Below are 18,186 nucleotides of genomic sequence, written 5' to 3'. Positions count from 1 at the left end.
GCCTCAGCGGGTTCACCGGCCGGCTGCCGTTCCCGGGCTCAGGCGAGCTCGGGAACGGTCCGGTGCAGGCCCTTGCGGTCGTAGTAGCGGGTCATCGCGAAACCGAAGAGCAGGGCCGCCACGGTGCCGATGGCCATCCAGACCCAGGCCCGGGTCAGGCCCGCGTCCGCCTGCGCGTCGAAGAAGAGGATCGACCGGACCCCGTCGGTGAGCTGACGCATCGGCTCGAACAGCGACAGGAACCGGTAGAACGACGGCAGGGCGTCCAGCGGGATCGTCGCACCGGAGGACGGCAGGCCGAGCACGATGAAGACGAACATGCTGATCAGCAGGCCCAGGCCGCCGAAGGCCGCGTTGATCGCCTGGACACCGAGCCCGACCGCGCTGCTGGCGCAGACCGAGAAGATCCACAGCAGCGGCAGATGGGTGGCGTCCATGTCGAGGACCACCACCGCGGCCAGCATGATCAACGACGAGGTGAGCAGCGACAGGCCCACCGACATCGCGCATTTGACGGCGAGGGTGCTGGTGCGGCTGATCGGCACCACCGGGTGGCGGGCCCGCCAGGGGCCGACCTCGTTGTCCGCGTAGCCGAGCGCGACGTCGACGCCGTTGCCGATGATGTTGGCCCCGAAGAAGCCGGCCAGCACCAGCAGCAGGGTGTAGTAGAAGGCGGAGAGCCCGAGTCCGCTGCGCTTGCCGATCGGGTGGCCGACCGTGGTGGTGACGGCGACCGGGTCGGAGATCAGCAGCCGCGCCGCGTTGTCCAGGCCCTGGGCCTGCGGGAGCGCGGCGAGCTTGCCGCCGAGGGCCAGCGAGGCCTGGTGGACGGCCTGTTGGCCGATCTGGGCGGCGAACGAGGAGCCGAGGCTGCCGACGCCCGGGTTGGTGTACTGGAGCACGGTGGGGCGCGCGGGCCGCTCGCTCGTGCCCCCGAGGGCGGCGACGCTGGCGGTGAACTCCGGCGGCACCTGGAGCGCCCCGTAGATCTTCCCGGAGGCCAGCTGGTCCTTGGCCGTCGCCTCGTCGAGCTGACGCCAGGAGACCGCGTCCCCCTGCCCGGGGGCGGTGGCGATGCCGGTGACGAGTTGTTCGCCGAGGTTCTGCTGCTGCCCGGCGACGGTGGCGCCGCGGTCGGTGTTCACCAGCGCGATCGGCAGGTCGTGCAGGTCGCCGCGGGGGTCGAGGATGCCGCCGAGGTAGAGCAGCGACATCAGCAGGCTGAGCAGTCCGACCAGGACGCCCGGGACGACCCAGATCCTCGGGTTGCGGAGCACCCGGCGGGCCTTGACGCCGGTGGGCGGTTCGGGCCGGCGCGGCTCGGGCAGGGTCGGCTCGGGGTTGGAGGGCATGACGCTCCGTAAGGTGGTCGGCGGTCAGACGGACCCTAGGAGGAGCCCGGTGACGCGGGACGGCGCCACGCCGCCGGGGTCACCCGCCCGCCCGTACACCCCGGCCCCTACACCCCGGCCCGTCCACCCCGGCCCCCTGCGCCCCGGCCCGTCCACCCCGGCCCGCGACCGGGAGAAAATGGCTGGAAGGGACGGACGGGGACGAACTAGGTTGGGCCCGCGATGCCGTGGCACCGCGGGCCCGACCTCCCGAACCGCAGCAGAGGATCCAGATGACCGACCTGTTCGACGAGCTGCTTCCCACCACCCGCCGCGCGCTGCTGCACCGCCTGGCCGTCGCCCAGTCCGAGGGCCGCACCCCCTCGATGGTCGCCGGCGTGCTCCGGGACGGGCGGTTGGTCTGGAGCGGCGCCCGCAGCATGGTCGACGGCCACGCGCCGACCACGGACGTCCAGTACCGGATCGGCTCGATCACCAAGACCTTCGCCGCCGTCCTCGTCCTGCGGCTGCGCGACGAGGGCCTGCTCGACCTCGCCGACCCGCTCGGGCGCCACCTGCCCGGCACGCCCGCCGACGGCGCCACCGTCGCCCAGCTGCTCTCGCACTCGGCCGGCCTCGCCTCGGAGACCCCGGGCCCGTGGTGGGAGCGGACGGACGGCGCGCTGCGCCCCGAGCTCGCCGACCTCCTGGAGGCCGAGCGGCCGCTGCGGCATCCGACCGGGCGGGTGCACCACTACTCCAACCCGACCTTCGCGCTGCTCGGCGCGCTGGTCGAGCGGCTGCGCGGCGAGCCCTGGGGCGAGGTGCTGCGCCGCGAGGTCCTGGAGCCGCTCGGCATGGACCGCACCGGGCTGCTCCCCGAGCACCCGCACGCCGGCGGCTTCGCCGTCCACCCGTGGGCCGACGTGATGCTGCCCGAGCCGCTCACCGACACCGGCCTGATGGCCCCGGCCGGACAGCTCTGGTCCACCGTCGCCGACCTCGCGAAGTGGGCCGCCTTCCTGGCCGGCGGCCACGAGAAGGTGCTGTCCGCCGACACCCTGGCCGAGATGCGCCGCCCCGCCGTCGGCCCGGTGGCCGACGACTGGACCGTGACGTACGGCCTCGGCCTCCAGCTGGTCCGGCACGACGGCCGCATCCTCCACGGGCACTCCGGCTCGATGCCGGGCTTCACGGCCGGGCTCTGGGTCAGCGAGGCGGACGGCCTGGCCGCGATCGCCTTCTCCAACGCCACCAACGGCCCGAACACCGCACAGGTCGCCGCCGAACTGATCGCCCTCACCGCGCAGCACGAGCCGCGGATCCCCGAGCCCTGGCGCCCGCTGTCCGAGGTCGACGAGCAGCTCCTCGCCCTCACCGGCCCCTGGTACTGGGGCGCCGCGCCGCACGCCCTGCGGCTCACGGCGGACCGCGGACTGGAGCTGTCGGTGCTCGGCCGCGGCGGGCGCGCCTCCCGCTTCCGCGCCGAGCCGGACGGTACCTGGACCGGCCTCGACGGCTACTACACGGGCGAGACCCTGCGGGTGGTGCGGGCCGCCGACGGCTCGGTCGGCCACCTGGACATCGGCTCCTTCGTGTTCACCCGGGAGCCCTACGAACCGGCCGGGGCCGTCCCGGGCGGCGTCGACCCGCAGAGGTGGCAGGCGTACTGAACCCAGCCTCTGCGGCGCGTCACGGCCCGGCCCGCTATCCCCCCGCGCCCGGTCCGGGCACCGGGGTGACGCCGGGGCGGGCCGGGTACGCGCCGCTGCGCAGCGCGTGCACGGCGCGCACCACGTACCCGGCGAGCAGCAGCCCGCCCGCCATCGCCCCCGAGGCGTAGGTGTCCGCCGCCTGCGCCTCGGCCCACCCCGAGGCCGCGCCCAGCACCAGGTACGGCGCCACCGCGACCGCCAGCGCCACGGCCAGCGCCACCAGCACCGTCCGAGGCCGCCGGTCGTCCTCCCAGCAGCGCTCGCCGACCAGGTGCAGGGCGACCGCCATCGCCACCACCAGGCACCACCACGGCGAGGGCGCCAGCCCGACCGCCCTCGCCAGCACGTACACGACGGCGAGTCCGCCCGTCGCCGCCGCCTGGCACGCCAATACGTCTGTCATGTCGCCGGCGAAGCTCCGCCAGAGTCCCGCCCCCGGATTCCACCCCATGCAGCGGAGGATAGGACGGCGCTCCGGTGCCCAACAGGTGTCCCGCACACGTCGGGTGGTCGCATTCAGCAGGTGCACATCTGCGCTCCCCCGAACGGCAACGTGGACGCCAGCCGACTTGGAGAGACATACGGGTGCCGGCTCGCAGACCCGACGACCGTACGGGTCCGGCCGGGCCGGTGCCACGGAACCCCGTGGTCGCCGTCGTCCGTGCCGCCCTGGAGGGTCCCCCATGACCACCGTCCCCACGTACGCCCCGACCGTCGTCACCCCCGGCCGGGCCACCGCGGTGCCCGCCGCGCGCCCGGCCGCCGCGTCCGGCTCCGCCTCCGCCGTCTACACCGTCGCCCTGGCCCGCGACGAGGCCGACGTCCGCGCCGCCCAGCGGCTGCGCCACCAGGTCTTCGCCGACGAACTCGGCGCCACCCTGCAGAGCACCGTCCCGGGGCTGGACGTCGACCCGTTCGACGACTTCTGCGACCACCTGCTCGTCCGCGAGGGCGAGGACGGCGCGGTCGTCGGCACCTACCGGCTGCTGCGCCCCGAGGCCGCCCGCCGGGCCGGCCGGCTCTACTCCGACGGCGAGTTCGACCTCGGCAACCTCGCGCCGCTGCGGGACGGGCTGGTCGAGCTCGGCCGCTCCTGCATCGCCGCCGAGCACCGGGGCAACGGCGCCGTCATCAACCTCATGTGGGGCGGCATCGCCCGCTACCTCGCCGACACCGGCAACACCTGGGTGGGCGGCTGCTGCTCGATCTCCCTGGAGGACGGCGGCGCCACCGCCGCCCGGGTCTGGGACACCGTCGCCGCCAAGCACCTCGCCCCCGAGCAGTACCGGGTCGCCCCGCACCGTCCCTGGGACGCCACCGGCGTGGCGCGCGCCGAGCGGGCGCCGCTCCCGGCCCTGCTCCGCGGCTACCTGCGGCTGGGCGCCTGGGTCTGCGGCGCGCCCGCGCTCGACCCGGACTTCGACTGCGCCGACCTGTACGTGCTGCTGTCGCTGGAGCGCACCGACCCGCGCTACCTGCGGCACTTCCTCTCCGGCGTGGGCGGGGTGAGCGCGGCGGCCTCGCCGGCGGCCGTCCCGGGTGCGGCGGACGCCGGGCCGGTCGGCTCATGAGCGTCTGGCTGCCGACGGCCTCCTGCACCCCGGAGGCCTGTCTGACCGACCCGGCGCCGACCGTCGCCCTGCCCCGCCGGGTGCTGCGGCTGGCGGGCTGCCTGGTGGTGCTCACGGTGGGGGTCGCGCTCCTCCCGCCGGCGCGGCTGCTGCCGCGCGGCCCGCGCGAGCGCCTGGCCCGGTGCTGGGCGCGCGGGCTGCTCGGCGCGCTGGGCGTCGCGGTGCGGATCGTGCCCGGCCCGGCGCCCGCCGGCCGGGGCGGGGTCCTGGTGGTGGCCAACCACGTGTCCTGGCTGGACATCCCGCTGATCGCCGCCGCCCGCCCCGGCCGTTCGCTGGCCAAGACCGAGGTGCGGGACTGGCCGGTGCTCGGCCGGCTGCTCTCCCGGGGCGGCACCGTCCTGCTGGACCGCGACCGGCTGCGTACCCTGCCGGCGACCGTCGCCGAGGTGGCGGCCGGGCTGCGGGCCGGGGACCCGGTGATCGTCTTCCCGGAGGGGTCCACCTGGTGCGGCCGGGAGAGCGGGCGGTTCCGGCCGGCCTTCTTCGAGGCCGCCGTGCGGTCCGGCGCCGCCGTCCAGCCGGTCTCGATCCGCTACCGCCTGGCCGACGGACGCCCCACCAGCGCCCCCGCCTTCGTCGGCGAGGACGACCTGCTGACCTCGCTCACCCGGGTGGTCGCCGTCCGCGGCCTGGTCGCCGAGCTGAGCTTCCGCCCGCCGGTGCCGGCCCCGCCGGTCGACCCGGCCCGCCCCTGGGCGGCCCGGAAGGAGCTGGCCCGCGCCGCCCAGGGCGCGGTGGAGGGCATCCGCTGACCGGCGCGGGCGCTGCCTTACGCGTGGACCGTGGGCGGCCGAATCCGTTCGACCACCACCGGTTCAGCGGCTAGTCTCGCGGGCGCGCCCGCACGCGCCGCGAGACCGAGGAGGCACCCGGATGACCGCGTTCCACCCCGTCGGCGAGCCGTACGCGGAGGGCCTGCTGGACGTCGGCGACGGCCAGCGGATCCACTGGGAGGCGTCCGGCAACCCGGCCGGCAAGCCCGCCGTCGTGGTGCACGGCGGTCCGGGCTCCGGGCTCAACGCCGGGAACCGGGCGTACTTCGACCCCGAGCGCTACCACCTCGTGCTGTTCTCCCAGCGCGGCTGCGGCCGCAGCGAACCGCACGCCGCCGACCCGGCGACCGGCCTGGAGCACAACACCACCGCCCACCTCGTCCGCGACCTGGAGCGGCTGCGCGAACACCTCGGCATCGAGCGGTGGCTGATGCTCGGCGGCTCGTGGGGTTCCACGCTGATCCTCGCCTACGCCGAGGCGCACCCCGAGCGGGTGTCGGAGATCGTGCTCAACGCCGTCACCATGACCAGGCCGGAGGAGATCGACTGGCTCTACCGGGGCGTCGGCCGACTGCTGCCCGGCCCCTGGGAGGCGTTCCGCGACGCGCTGCCGCCCGAGGACCGCGACGGCGACCTGCTCGCCGCCTACGACCGGCTGCTCAACAGCCCCGTGCCGGACGTCCGGCACGCCGCCACCCTCGCCTGGGCGACCTGGGAGGACGCGGTGATCGCCCACGAGACGCAGGGCAACCCGCACGCCTACTCGGCCCGGCCCGCCGACGCGCTGACGGCCTTCGTCCGGATCACCGCGCACTACTTCTCCCGCCGGGCCTTCCTGGCCCCCGACCAGCTGCTGCGCGACGCGCACCGGCTGGCCGGCATCCCGGGCGTGCTGATCCACGGCGCCCTGGACCTCGGCGGCCCGCTGGAGACGCCGTGGACGCTGGCGAAGGCCTGGCCGGACGCCGAGCTGACGGTCGTGCAGGACTCCGGGCACACCGGGTCCCCCGCCACCCGGGCCGCCGTCCTCGCCGCGATCGAGCGCTTCGCCGAGCCAGCCGGGCACGGGCAGTGACGGGTTATCAACGGTAAGGACACAAGGGGTGACAGACGGCCTCCGGGCCCCGACACTGGAGGGAAGAAGCTCCCACGTCAACGGGTCGGCCGGTGCCGACCGGTACCGGCCGCGGAGAGGGCAGGCCGGCCATGAGCACGCCGTCCGCCAGACTCCCGATCGTCTATGTCCGGGGATACGCCGGTGGCACCCCCGGGATCGAGAAGGCCGTCACGGATCCGTTCTACGGGTTCAACGAAGGCTCGACGCACGTCCGCGTCGGGCGCCAGGACTCCCCCGTCTTCTACCAGTTCGAAAGCCCCTTACTGCGGCTGTTCACCGACGAGGGCTACCACGTCTTCGTCGAGGGCGGTCAGCAGGCCTACCTGGACCACCACGCCAAGGACATCCCCCCCGACAGCGTCTGGATCCACCGCTTCTACGACCGCTGCTCCGGCACCTGGGGCGGCTCACCCGAGTCCTTCGGCCTGGAGCGGGCCGCCGAGGACCTGCTGCGGCTGATCGAGCAGTTGCAGGAGAAGACCGGCGCACCGCGGGTCAACCTCGTCGCCCACTCGATGGGCGGGCTGATCTGCCGCTGCCTGCTCCAGAAGATCATCCCCGAGCAGCGCAAGGGGAGGCGCGCCACCGACTACGTGTCGAAGCTGTTCACCTACGGAACGCCGCACGGCGGCATCAGCTTCGCGGTCGGCTTCGGCATCCCGGAGGCGCTGCGCGACACCTTCAACTTCAACGGCTCCGACATCTTCGGGCCCGAGCGGATGTACCAGTACCTGACGCCGGACCCCGACCCCGACGGGCCGCCGGACGACTGGCGGGCCGTCGACATGCCGGACGACGACGGCACCGGGACGGCCGAGGACGCGGCCGGCGGGTTCCCGCTCGACCGGGTGTTCTGCATGATCGGCACGAACTCCGCCGACTACGACGTCGCCCACGGCCTCTCGGCGGCGGCGGTCGGCCCGCGCAGCGACGGGCTGGTGCAGATCGAGAACGCCCAGGTCACCGGCTCCAACCGGGCCTTCACCTACCGCAGCCACAGCGGGCAGTACGGGCTGGTCAACTCCGAAGAGGGCTACCAGAACCTGCGGCGCTTCCTGTTCGGCGACCTCCGGGCCCGCGCCGAACTGGTCGGTGTGCGGCTGCCCGACGGCGACAAGGACGTCACCTGGCAGGCGGAGGTGCGGCTCAAGGTCCGCGGACTGGCCGTCCTGCTGCACGAACGGGTCGCCTCGCACTGGTGCCCGATCCAGCTCTCCGACCCGGCGCCGACCACCCGGCGCGCCCGGACCGCCGGGGACGGCGCCGTCCAACTCGCCACCGCGTTCCTCGCCAGCAGGCTGCTCCCGCGCCGGGAGGACGCGGACCGCCCGCCGGCGGACGCGGACCGCCCGGGGGCGGCCGAGCCGGTGCGGTTCGCGCTGGACCTGCGGCTGCTCGGCCTCAGGGAGCACGACGGGTTCTTCGGCTTCGGCGACCACCTTGAGCAGACCGCCGACTTCTCGGACACCCTGATCGTCGACGTGGACACCAACGGCCCGCGTCCGGCGGCCTGGGCGCACTGGAACTCCGAGGTGAGCGGCGCGATCCGGGACCTCCACCCGACCGGCCCGCCGCTGCCGGACGAGGACCCGCGGGCCGAGGCCTGGCTCGCGCACATCGCGCTGCCGGCCACCACCCGGCCGATCCTCGGCCCCGACGCCCGGATCCGGCTCACCGTCGACCCCTGGAGCTGAGGCCTCAGGCACCCGGCTCGTGGAGCTGAGGCTCAGGCGCCCGGCTCGTGCCAGCCGGTGGCCGGGGGCTCCGTCCGGGGCTCGGCCCGGTCCCCGCGCCAGGCCTCGGCGGCCCGGTCGTCCCCGGTCCCGGTCCCCGCCTGGGCCCGGTCCGCCCTGCTGGCGGCGGCCTGCGGGCGGGCCTCCGGCGGCTCCTCCTCGGCGGCCAGCAGCACCCGGCGCAGCAGGTCGGAGAGGACGCGCCGCTCGTCCGGGGCGAGGACCCCGAGCAGGCGGCGCTCCTCCCGGCCGACCACGTCCAGCGCCTGCCGCCAGGCCAGTCGGCCCGCCTCGGTGAGTTCGACGTCGACCCGGCGGCGGTCGTCGCTGGAGGGCGTGCGGACGATGAATCCGCGCCGTTCCAACGCCTCCAGACGACCGGTCACCGAGGCGGGCGCCAGGTTGAGGTCGGCGCGCAGCTCGGACGGCGTGGCCCGGCCGCCGCGACCGGCCAGCCCGTGCAGGGTGTCGAACTCGTGCTTCTGCAGGCCGTAGTCGGCCACGCCCTGCTCGCGGACCCGGCCGAGGTGGCGGGTGAGCTTGATCATCCGGGTGACGGCGCCCTCGATGTCCGGGTCGAGGTGCGGCAGCACGGGTCGCCAGCGTTCGACGTGGCCGTCGGTCCAGTCGCGGGGCGGGTCGGCCGACGCCGGGTGGGTCGCGCGTGTCATGGCCCGAGTCTAGGCGGCTCCGGGCCGGCGATTTCCGGCGCCGATATTTCGTTGCCGAAACTTCGGTACCGAAATACAGTGCTCCCGTGACTCCGAACCACCACTCGCACCCGCTGCGCCTGCGCGGCTTCCGCCTGCTCTTCGTCGGCCGGACGATCTCCACGCTCGGCGACGCCGTCGTCCCCGCCGCCCTCGCCATCGCCGTCACCCGGGCGACCGGTTCCTCCAGCGCGCTCGCCCTCGTCCTGGGCTGCGCGATGGTCCCGCGCCTGCTGCTGCTCCCGCTGGGCGGGGTCGTCGGGGACCGCGTCGACCCCCGGCTGGTCGCGCTCGTCACCGATCTCGTCCGGGCCGCCGCCCAACTGGCCGTCGGCCTCGAACTCCTCGCCGACCAACCCCGGTTGGCTCCGATCGCGGCCGCCGAGGCGGTCGGCGGCATCGCCTCCGCGTTCGCCATGCCGACCGCCACGCCGCTGGTCGCGGCCACCGTGGACGGTCCGCTGCGGATGCGGGCCAACGCCCTGCTGGCCTCGGCCGCCAGCGCGGCCCGGCTCGGCGGCCCGGCCCTCGCCGGCCTGCTCGTCCTCACCGCCGGCCCCGGCTGGGCCTTCCTGCTGGACGGCGCGTCCTTCCTGGTCAGCGCGGCGCTGCTGACCAGGCTGAGGGTGCGCCACACCCCCGCCAAGCGGCGCTCGCTGCGCGCCGACCTCGTCCGGGGCTGGAGCGAGGTGCGCTCGCGCGACTGGTACTGGACCAGCCTGATCGGCCACGCCGTCTGGAACGGCGCCGCCGCCGTCCTGCTCACCCTCGGCCCGCTGATCGCCACCCGGCGGCTGGGCGGGGACGGCGTGTGGATCGCGATGACCCAGGCCGCCGCCTGCGGTGTGCTGGCCGGCTCCCTGCCCGCCGGACGCTTCCGACCGCGGCGGCCGGTGCTGGTCGCCAACCTCGGCCTGGCCCTGTACGCCCTGCCGCTGCTCGCCCTCGCGGTGACGGCGCCCGCACCGGTCACGGTGGCCGCGTACGCCCTGGCGATGACCGGCCTCGGCTTCCTCAACCCGGTGTGGCAGACCGTGGTGCAGCAGGAGTTCCCGCCCCAGGTGCTGGCCCGGGTCACCTCCTACGACTGGCTGCTGTCGCTCGCCGCCGCCCCGCTCGGATACACGCTCGCGCCACTGGCCGCCGACGCTTGGGGCAGTACCGGTCCGCTGCTCGTCACGGCCGCCCTGGTCGTACTGGCCTGCGGCGGCACCGCCGCCTTCCCGGGCATCCGCCGGGTCGGTGCGCACCGTCCACTGGATGCCGGCGACCCGGCGGAGGGCCGTCCGGGCGCCGCGAGGAAGGAGGAACGGGTGGGGAAGTAACCAGGGAAGGAGGACGGGGAAGACCCGGGGCGACAGCCGACCCGACGTCACCGCCGGTGCCCCCCAGGTCGGTCGGGAGGCTCCCGCCGGGGACTCTCGGCGGGACCCTACGATACGGACATGATCGCCTATGCCCCAGCGGCCTTCTTCTTCCTCCTCTGCGGAATCGGAGTCCTGCGCGACCGACGCCAGTTCAGCAACGCCGTCCTGCTCGGTATCGCGGTCTCCCTGTTCGCGCTGGCGCTGATAGCCGAACTGCGGCGGGCTCCGACGCTGGTGGCCGAACTGGCGGTGGCCGTCATCGCCCTGCTCCCGACGCTCGGCACGGTGGCCCTGGTCTGGTTCCTCATCTCCAACGGGGTGACGATGATCCGCAAGGAGGGGCGGCGGCCGGCCAACCTGCTGTCGCTGCTCGCCGGCCTCGGCATCCTCGCGGTGATCGGTCTGCTCGGGGCGGCCGTCGTCACCGACTCGGACCGGCTCGGCGCCCTCGCCGCGACGGCGCTCCTGGTGGTCGGCTACATCTCCTTCCTCTTCGTCTGCTTCGTCGGTTACGCCTTCCTCTACCAGCGCCACCTGCCGCGCGGCGACGTGGACTTCGTGGTGGTGCTGGGCTCCGGGCTGATCGGCGGCGAGCGGGTGCCGCCGCTGCTCGCCAGCCGACTCGAACGCGGCCGCGCGCTCTACGAGAAGCAGGCGGCCCGCGGCAACCCGCCGGTGCTGATCACCTCGGGCGGCCAGGGTCCGGACGAGAAGCTGCCGGAGTCCCACGCCATGGCGGACTACCTGGTCGAACGCGGCTTCCCGGCCGAGCACCTGGAGCGCGAGGACCGCTCCCGGACCACCGAGGAGAACCTGCTGTTCAGCAAGGCGATCATGGAAAGGGAGAAGCCCGGCTACCGCTGCGTCATCGTCACCAACAACTTCCACGCCTTCCGGGCCGCCCTGACGGCCCGCACGACCGGTGTCAACGGCCAGGTCTGCGGCTCGCCCACCGCCCGGTACTACTGGCCGAGCGCGACGATCCGCGAGTTCGCCGCCGTCTTCCTCTCCCACAAGCTCGTCAACTTCGGGATCTGCGGCCTGCTCGCCGTCTGCGGACTGGCCGCCGCGGCACTGGGCCCCGACGCCTGAGCCCGCCCCGCGCACGGGCCCCGGCGCCCCTGGGAAAACTCCCCGGGCACCGGGGCCCGTGCAGGCTCAGGCGGCCGGGCGCGGCGCCAGGATCGCGCAGGTGGTGGTCGCGTGGGCGAACAGCCGGCCGTCCTGGCAGCCGAGGATCCGCGCCTCCGCGGTGGCCATCGTCCGGCCGACGTGCAGGGCGACGCCCTCGCAGCGCACCTGGCCCGACTCGGCGAACAGCGGCCGCACCATGTGCACATTGAGCTGGGTGGTGGTGTAGCCCACCCCGGCCGGCAGCCGGCTCAGCACGGCGCAGCCGAGCGCCGAGTCGAGCAGGGTGGCCAGGTAGCCGCCGTGGACGGTGTTCATCGGGTTGAAGAGGTGGTCGCCGAGCCGGCCCTCGAAGACGGCGGTGCCCGGCCCGGCCTCGACCAGCCGGAAGCCCAACGTGCTGCCGATCGACGGCTGCTGGATCCGGCCGGCGATCATCTCCTGGAGGATCTCCTCGCCGGTGAGGTGCGGAAACGCGGAGATGGGCGAACCGGCCTGCCACTGGTGGGTGCGGGTGCGGAGCTCCCCGTCGGCCGCCGGTCCGGCGGAATCGATCTCGAAGGTGGTCATGACACCAACCTGCCCCCTTCCCCGGCCACGGCTCAAGTGTGATCCCGCTCGCGTCGGCGGGGCCGGCGCGCCATGACGACACCTCACCTCCTCCGGCCCCCCGCCTGCCCCGGCCGTCACCTTGACGAAAGGTTGACCTGCTCACGGCAGAACGTTGGGTGCCACCGATCCTATGGTCGGCGCATGCCTCCTCTGCCCTCCGGACGGACGGCCGCGCTACCCGCGCTACCCGTGCTGCCCTACCGCAAGCCCACGCCCGGCCGTGACTACTGGGTGTTCGACGACGTCCTGCCCGACCCGGACGCCGTCCGCCGCCGCTGCCTCGACCGCGGCGACTGGACCGAGGGCTATCCCTACCGCCCGGAGACCTGGCCGGGACTGCGCACCATGCCCGGCCTCGAACCCGACGAGCTGGCCCGCGTCGAGTCACTCGTCCGCAAGGCCACCGGGGCGCCCCGGCTCTGGGTGCAGAGCACCCCGGGCGGCGGCACCCTGAACCACAACTGCATCCAACTGGTCGGCGCCGGTGAGTCGGAGCCGCGCCCGCACACCGACTCCCGCGCGCTGTGCCGCTACGCGGCCGTCCTCTACCTCAGCCCCGGCGCCCCCAAGGACGCCGGCACCGGCTTCTACCGCCAGCAGTTCCCCGGCGGCCGACTCGGCGGCAACCTGGTCACCGCCCCGCACAACAACCTGGTCGAAGCCCTCGGCACCCGCCGCGTCCCGGCCGACGCCTTCACCGAGGACGTCCGCGTCCCCAACCGCTACAACCGCCTCCTCGTCTACCACGCCAACCTCATCCACAGCGCGACCGCCTACCACGGCCTGCCCCTGGAGGAGCGACGGATGACCGCCGTCTTCTTCTGGATGGCCTGACACCCCGCCAGCGGAACGCCGCCCCGCCCTCCCCGAGGGGAGCGAGGGGCGGCGTTCGCCGTGCCACGGGAGTCCGCGAGGTCACCAGGGTCGAAGGATTCCGGCGAGGCGTGGCAGGCGGCGGCGCATCTCATCGTCGTCGGCGACGTCCCACCGCGTTCCGGCCGGCTTGACGACGGCGCGGAGCGGGTCGGCTTCCGGGGAGGCGTCCAGTGCCTCGTTGAGGCCGTCCGGTTCGCCGGTGGCCGGGTTGGCGGCGGGCGGGCGCGGGGAGGGGGCCGGTATGGAGAACTCCGAGCGGCCGGCCACCGAGGTGGTCCGAGCGGAGTGGGCCGGGATCGACCGGCTGGGCACGCCGGAGCTGTTGCGGCTGCTGAACGCCGAGGACCGGACCGTCGCCGGGGCGGTGGCCCGGGAGCTGCCGCGAATCGCCGTCGTGGTGGACGCGGTCGCGGCGCGGATGGCCCGGGGTGGGCGGCTGGTCTACGCGGGCGCCGGGACGGCCGGGCGGCTGGGGGTGCTGGACGCGAGCGAGTGCCCGCCGACCTTCGGCACCGACCCGGCGCAGGTGGTGGGGGTGATCGCGGGCGGCCCGGCCGCGCTGGTGCGCGCGGTGGAGGGGGCGGAGGACCGCCCGGAGCTGGCGGTCGCCGACCTGGCCGCGCTCGCGCTGACGCCCGAGGACACGGTGGTGGGGGTCTCCGCCTCCGGCCGCACCCCGTACACGGTGGCGGCGGTCCGGTACGCGCGCGGGGCCGGGGCGCTCAGCGTGGGGCTGGCGGGGGCGGCCGGGTCGCCGCTGGTCGCGGCCGCCGAGCTGGGGATCGAGGTGGAGACCGGGCCGGAGGTCCTGGCCGGCTCCACCCGGCTCAAGGCGGGCACGGCGCAGAAGCTGGTGCTGAACCTGCTCTCCACGGCGGTCATGGTCCGGCTCGGCCGGACGTACGGGAACCTGATGGTCGACGTCCGGGCGGGCAACGCCAAGCTGCGCGACCGGGCGCGCCGGATCGTCGTCGAGATCACCGGCGCGGACGAGGAGACGGCGCGGCGCGCCCTGGCGGCGACCGGCGGCGAGGCGAAGGCCGCCGTGCTGGTCGTCCTGGCCGGGGTGGACGCCCCGACCGCCGCCCGCCTGCTCGCCTCGACGGGCGGACGACTGCGCGAGGCCGTGGAACTCGCCCGCGCGGGACAGAACGCGGGACAGAACAGCTAGGACCTGGCGGCCCCGGTCAGACCTCCTGGGCGTCCAGCCAGTGCAGCAGGACGGTGCGCTCGGTGTCGGTGCCGACCGGGCTGGCCGGGTCGAGCGCCCAGTGGCGCATCCGGGTCACGGTCTCCGCGTCGAGGTCGAGGTACAGCCGCCAGTGGGCGCGGGGGTGGCAGTTGGCGTCGCGGGGTTCGCCGCACTCGTGGCAGTGGGTGAAGAAGGCGTCGACCAAACGGTGCACGATTGTCTCGGCGGACATGGGCGGCGGTACGTCCTCACACTCGGTTCCCGGGGGTGGTGCGTCTGCGGAACCGCCGGACTTCGTGGGTCGGCGGCCCCGCAGTCCAGGGTGCGGGCCGGACGGGCCGGACGGCAGGGACCAACGTCCCGTCCGGGCCGCGCCCGGGCGCGTCGCCCCACCCACCGAGCGAACGACGAAGGCCCGGGCACGACGAAGGCCCCGGGTACGACGAAGGCCCGGCCCCCATGCAGGTGGGGACCGGGCCGTTCGGGGTGTGCCGCCGGGATCAGCCCCGGCCGGCGGACTTCTGGGTGCGCCGGGAGACCGAGTCGAGCACCACGGCGGCCAGCAGCACCGCGCCGGTGATCATGTACTGGATGGCCTGGGCCGCGTGCACCATGTCCAAGCCGGTGGTGATCGACTGGATCACCAGCATGCCGAGCAGCGCCGACCAGGTGCTGCCACGACCGCCGAACAGGCTGGTCCCGCCGATGACGGCCGCCGCGATGGCGCTCATCAGCACGTTGCCGCCGCCGAGCAGCTTGTCCGCCGAACCCTGCTGGGAGGCGATGAACAGGCCGCCGAGACCGGCCAGCGTCGCGGAGATCATGAAGACCGAGATCCGCACCCGGGCCACGTTGATGCCGGCCCGGCGGGCGGCCTCGATGCCACCGCCGACCGCGAAGATCTGCCGGCCGTAGGAGGTGCGGCGGAGCACGAAGTCGGTGAGGGCGACCACGCCGACCAGCACCACCAGCGGCAGCGGCAGGCCGCTGTCCTGGTTGAGCGTGTAGGCGCCGACCAGCGCGACCACGGCCAGGCCGCCGGTGCGCAGCGCGATCTCGCCGATCGCCCGGGCCGGCAGGCCGGCGGCGGTGCGACGGCGGGCGGTGAGCAGCTGGGCGGCGAGGAAGCCGCCGATGGCGAGGACGGCGAGCAGCCAGGCGAAGAGGATGTCGCCGTCGCCGAGGAAGTAGTTGTCCAGGTGGGCGACGACACCGTCGTTGATGTTGTTGACGGTACCGAGCTTGCCGAGGACGAAGTCCTGGAGGCCGCTCCAGGCGAGCATGCCGGCCAGGGTGACGACGAAGGCCGGCACGCCGATCCGGGCGAAGAAGAAGCCGTGCAGGGCGCCCATCGCGGCGGCGGCGAGGAGGGCGAGCAGGATGGCCAGCCACTCGTTCAGGCCCTGTCGCACGGCGAGCACGGAGGTGATCGCGGCGCAGGTCCCGGCGACCGAGCCGAGCGAGAGGTCGATCTCGCCGAGCAGCAGGACGAAGACGACACCGACCGAGATGAGGCCGTAGCCGGCGATCCACTTGGTGATGTTGGTCAGGTTGTCGGCCTGGAGGAAGTGGCCGGTGACGCTCTGGAAGATGATCGCGATCAGGATCAGGCCCAGGACGACGGGCATGGCCCCGAGCTCGCCGCTGCGGATCTTGCGGCGGAACTCCTCGGCGTAGCCGGCCACGCCGCTCTTGCGGACCAGCAGGCGCGGGTCGACGGCCGGGGCCGGCGCCGGGTTCTCCGTGGTGGGGGTGGTCTGGCTGGTGCTCACTTCGCTTCCTCCGCGATGCGTGCCTGGCGCCGGGTGACGGCATTGTCGGTGGCGCCGGTGATGGCGGAGATGATCTCCTCGGACGTGGTGCCGGCGACCGGGAAGGTCCCGTTGTTGCGGCCGAGCCGCAGGACGGCGACGGTGTCCGCGACCGCGCGGACGTCCGCCATGTTGTGGCTGATGAGGATGACGCCGAGGCCGCGCTGGCGCAGCCGCTCGACGAGGTCCAGGACCTGCGCGGTCTGCTCAACGCCGAGGGCGGCGGTCGGCTCGTCGAGGATGACGATCCGCGGGTCGCCGACCAGGGCGCGGGCGATGGCGACGACCTGGCGCTGTCCGCCGGAGAGCGCGGCGATCGGGATCCGGACGCTGGGGATGCGGATCGACAGCGTGTCCAGCAGTTCCTTGGCGCGCCGCTCCATGGCGACCTCGTCCAGGACGCCGTTGCGGCGCAGCTCCCGGCCGAGGAAGAGGTTGGCGACGACGTCGAGGTTGTCGCAGAGCGCGAGGTCCTGGTAGACGGTGGCGACACCGAGCGCCTGGGCGTCCTGGGGGCGGCCGATCCGTACCGGACGGCCCTCCCAGGTGATGGTGCCCTCGTCGATGGGGTGGACCCCGGCGATCGTCTTGACCAGCGTGGACTTTCCGGCGCCGTTGTCGCCGACGAGGGCGACGACCTCGCCGGCGTGGACGTCGAGGTCGACGTCGGTGAGCGCCTGGACGGCGCCGAAGCGCTTGGAGACCGCGCGCAGCGCCAGTACGGGTGCGCCTGTCACGTGAACCATCTCCTGCGGGGGTGTTCGGGGCGGGGAGGAAGGGGGGAAGGAGCTCGCGGGCGACCGGCCGCCCGCCGTCCGGCGCCGCGCGAGGGCGCCGGACGGGCGTGGGCCGGGCGTGGACCCGGAGGGCCGCGGGGTGTCAGCGGCCGGGTGTCGGCCGGTGGGCCTCAGCGGCCGTGAGCCGGCCGCCGGACATCAGCGACCGAATGTCAGCCGCCGGGTGTCAGCGGCCGGGTGCCGGCCCGTCGGCCTCGGCCGGGGTCGGCCGCGCCGGACGTGGCCGGCCGGGTGTCACTTGAGGCCGGCGGCGGCGCAGGCGGCGGCGTAGTCCGCGGTGCAGACGTCGGAGGCCTTGTAGAGGCCGTCGGCGATGACGGTGTCGTTGATGTTGGCCTTGGTGACGACCTTGGGCTCCAGCAGCTTGGCCGGGATGCCCTTGTCGGTGTCGCTGTCCACGGTGGCGGTGGCGACGGTCTTGACGTCCTTGCCCTGGAGCAGGCTGACGGCCAGCTCGGCGGCGCTGTCGGCGAGCGGCTTGTACGCCTTGTAGATGGTGTAGGCCTGGTCCCCGGCGACGATCCGCTGGATCGCGTCGAGGCCGGCGTCCTGGCCGCCGACCGGGATGCTGAGGCCGGCCGCCTTCAGCTGGGTGATGATCGCGCCGGCCATGCCGTCGTTGGCGGAGTAGACGGCCTGGAAGCCGTCCTTGCCGAGCTGGGTGATGGCGGCGCCGGTCTTCTGGCCGGCGACGGTGGGCTTCCACTCACCGGACTGCTCGTAGACGACCTTCTTGATCTTGCCGTCGAGCGCCTTGTGGGCGCCGGCCTTGAAGAGCGCGGCGTTCGGGTCGGCCTCGTCGCCGTTGATCATCACGATGTTGGCGTCGGCGGCCTTCGCGCCGAGGGCGTCCACCAGGGCCTGGCCCTGGAGCTCGCCGACCTTCTCGTTGTCGAACGAGACGTAGGCGGCGACCGGGCCGGTGGCGAGGCGGTCGTACGCGACGACCTTGACGCCCTTCGCGGCCGCCTCCTTGACCCAGGCCTGGGTCGACTTGGCGTCGAAGGCGTCGAGGACGATCACCTTGACGCCCTCGGCGATCAGGGTGTCGAACTGCTGCTTCTGCTTGGCCGCGCTGCCCTCGGCGTTGCTGTAGCGGACCTTGCAGTCCGGGCAGAGGGCGGAGACCTTGGCCTCGATGAACGGGCGGTCGAACGACTCGTAGCGGGTGGAGGAGGCGTTCTCCGGCAGCAGCAGGCCGATGGACTTGGAGTCCCCGGAGCTCGCGCTGTCCTTCTTGTCGGCGCCGGCCTTGCCGCAGGCGGCCAGCGACAGGGCCATCGAAACCGCGGCGGTGCCGACGAGGACGCGACGCATCGTTGCGTTCATAGGGGGATGCCTCCATGACAGGGGCCGCAACACTGCGGCTAGGTGGCAGGAGTTAACC

18 protein-coding genes are annotated in these 18,186 nt (G+C 74.2%); 9 read left to right on the top strand and 9 right to left on the bottom strand.

The features are described from left to right. Positions 1-38: 38 nt before the first annotated feature. The gene (locus ACFP3U_RS01425; protein WP_380223198.1) at positions 39-1,352 is read right to left on the bottom strand and encodes a YhgE/Pip domain-containing protein; all 1,314 of its coding nucleotides are present in this window, start codon (positions 1,350-1,352) and stop codon (positions 39-41) included. A 272-nt stretch (positions 1,353-1,624) separates the two neighbouring features. Here ACFP3U_RS01425 and ACFP3U_RS01420 point away from each other — a divergent pair, with 272 nt between their 5' ends. Next, positions 1,625-3,004 carry a serine hydrolase domain-containing protein gene (locus tag ACFP3U_RS01420; protein ID WP_380223197.1) on the top strand — a complete coding sequence of 460 codons (1,380 nt, stop codon included), beginning with the start codon at positions 1,625-1,627 and terminating at the stop codon, positions 3,002-3,004. Between the two features lie 34 nt (positions 3,005-3,038). Here ACFP3U_RS01420 and ACFP3U_RS01415 read toward each other — a convergent pair whose 3' ends face one another. Continuing rightward, the gene (locus ACFP3U_RS01415) at positions 3,039-3,449 is read right to left on the bottom strand and encodes a hypothetical protein (protein ID WP_380223196.1); all 411 of its coding nucleotides are present in this window, start codon (positions 3,447-3,449) and stop codon (positions 3,039-3,041) included. Positions 3,450-3,729: 280 nt separating this feature from the next. Here ACFP3U_RS01415 and ACFP3U_RS01410 point away from each other — a divergent pair, with 280 nt between their 5' ends. The 4 genes from ACFP3U_RS01410 to ACFP3U_RS01395 all read left to right on the top strand — a co-directional run bounded on the left by ACFP3U_RS01410 (position 3,730) and on the right by ACFP3U_RS01395 (position 8,264). Further along, a complete protein-coding gene (locus ACFP3U_RS01410; RefSeq protein ID WP_380223195.1) occupies positions 3,730-4,617 on the top strand; it encodes a GNAT family N-acetyltransferase in 888 nt (295 codons plus the stop codon). Beyond that, positions 4,614-5,432, top strand: coding sequence for a lysophospholipid acyltransferase family protein (locus tag ACFP3U_RS01405; RefSeq protein WP_380223194.1), 819 nt, complete (start codon positions 4,614-4,616; stop codon positions 5,430-5,432). Before ACFP3U_RS01410 ends, ACFP3U_RS01405 begins: the two co-directional genes overlap by 4 nt. A gap of 121 nt (positions 5,433-5,553) precedes the next feature. Then, a complete protein-coding gene (pip, locus tag ACFP3U_RS01400; RefSeq protein ID WP_380223193.1) occupies positions 5,554-6,528 on the top strand; it encodes a prolyl aminopeptidase in 975 nt (324 codons plus the stop codon). A 131-nt stretch (positions 6,529-6,659) separates the two neighbouring features. Beyond that, a complete protein-coding gene (locus tag ACFP3U_RS01395; protein ID WP_380223192.1) occupies positions 6,660-8,264 on the top strand; it encodes an esterase/lipase family protein in 1,605 nt (534 codons plus the stop codon). 32 nt (positions 8,265-8,296) lie between these two features. Here the strand turns inward: ACFP3U_RS01395 and ACFP3U_RS01390 are convergent, their stop codons facing one another. After that, complete coding sequence (locus ACFP3U_RS01390; RefSeq protein WP_380223191.1) at positions 8,297-8,974, bottom strand: MarR family winged helix-turn-helix transcriptional regulator; 678 nt, start codon at positions 8,972-8,974, stop codon at positions 8,297-8,299. An 86-nt stretch (positions 8,975-9,060) separates the two neighbouring features. On the opposite strand from ACFP3U_RS01390, the gene ACFP3U_RS01385 reads away from it, so the two are divergent. Both ACFP3U_RS01385 and ACFP3U_RS01380 read left to right on the top strand, forming a co-directional pair. Then, positions 9,061-10,338 carry an MFS transporter gene (locus ACFP3U_RS01385; RefSeq protein WP_380223190.1) on the top strand — a complete coding sequence of 426 codons (1,278 nt, stop codon included), beginning with the start codon at positions 9,061-9,063 and terminating at the stop codon, positions 10,336-10,338. A 120-nt stretch (positions 10,339-10,458) separates the two neighbouring features. After that, positions 10,459-11,472, top strand: coding sequence for a YdcF family protein (locus ACFP3U_RS01380; protein WP_380223189.1), 1,014 nt, complete (start codon positions 10,459-10,461; stop codon positions 11,470-11,472). A gap of 66 nt (positions 11,473-11,538) precedes the next feature. On the opposite strand, the gene ACFP3U_RS01375 is transcribed toward ACFP3U_RS01380, so the two are convergent. Beyond that, positions 11,539-12,081, bottom strand: a complete 543-nt coding sequence (locus ACFP3U_RS01375) for a PaaI family thioesterase (protein WP_380223188.1) — start codon at positions 12,079-12,081, stop codon at positions 11,539-11,541. 183 nt (positions 12,082-12,264) lie between these two features. Here ACFP3U_RS01375 and ACFP3U_RS01370 point away from each other — a divergent pair, with 183 nt between their 5' ends. Further along, on the top strand, positions 12,265-12,957 hold the full coding sequence (locus tag ACFP3U_RS01370) for a DUF6445 family protein (protein WP_380223187.1): 693 nt from the start codon (positions 12,265-12,267) through the stop codon (positions 12,955-12,957). Between the two features lie 81 nt (positions 12,958-13,038). Here ACFP3U_RS01370 and ACFP3U_RS01365 read toward each other — a convergent pair whose 3' ends face one another. Next, positions 13,039-13,266 carry a hypothetical protein gene (locus tag ACFP3U_RS01365; protein WP_380223186.1) on the bottom strand — a complete coding sequence of 76 codons (228 nt, stop codon included), beginning with the start codon at positions 13,264-13,266 and terminating at the stop codon, positions 13,039-13,041. On the opposite strand from ACFP3U_RS01365, the gene murQ reads away from it, so the two are divergent. Next, positions 13,241-14,170, top strand: a complete 930-nt coding sequence (gene murQ, locus ACFP3U_RS01360) for an N-acetylmuramic acid 6-phosphate etherase (RefSeq protein WP_380223185.1) — start codon at positions 13,241-13,243, stop codon at positions 14,168-14,170. The two genes, ACFP3U_RS01365 and murQ, sit on opposite strands and share 26 nt — an antisense overlap. 16 nt (positions 14,171-14,186) lie before the next feature. Here the strand turns inward: murQ and ACFP3U_RS01355 are convergent, their stop codons facing one another. The 4 genes from ACFP3U_RS01355 to ACFP3U_RS01340 all read right to left on the bottom strand — a co-directional run bounded on the left by ACFP3U_RS01355 (position 14,187) and on the right by ACFP3U_RS01340 (position 18,128). Next, on the bottom strand, positions 14,187-14,423 hold the full coding sequence (locus ACFP3U_RS01355) for a hypothetical protein (RefSeq protein WP_380223184.1): 237 nt from the start codon (positions 14,421-14,423) through the stop codon (positions 14,187-14,189). A gap of 268 nt (positions 14,424-14,691) precedes the next feature. Further along, positions 14,692-15,963 (bottom strand): sugar ABC transporter permease, encoded by a 1,272-nt coding sequence (locus ACFP3U_RS01350; protein WP_380223183.1) that lies wholly within the window; start codon positions 15,961-15,963, stop codon positions 14,692-14,694. Further along, entirely contained in the window at positions 15,960-16,748 is a 789-nt protein-coding gene (locus tag ACFP3U_RS01345; RefSeq protein ID WP_380223182.1) for an ATP-binding cassette domain-containing protein, read from the bottom strand. Before ACFP3U_RS01345 ends, ACFP3U_RS01350 begins: the two co-directional genes overlap by 4 nt. A gap of 285 nt (positions 16,749-17,033) precedes the next feature. Then, entirely contained in the window at positions 17,034-18,128 is a 1,095-nt protein-coding gene (locus ACFP3U_RS01340; RefSeq protein WP_380223180.1) for a sugar ABC transporter substrate-binding protein, read from the bottom strand. Positions 18,129-18,186 lie beyond the last annotated feature (58 nt).

This window comes from Kitasatospora misakiensis (genome assembly GCF_042656005.1).
In the GTDB taxonomy this organism is placed as follows: domain Bacteria; phylum Actinomycetota; class Actinomycetes; order Streptomycetales; family Streptomycetaceae; genus Kitasatospora; species Kitasatospora misakiensis.
Note: the sequence above shows the minus strand (reverse complement) of the source record. Positions and strands in the feature narration are given on the sequence as shown.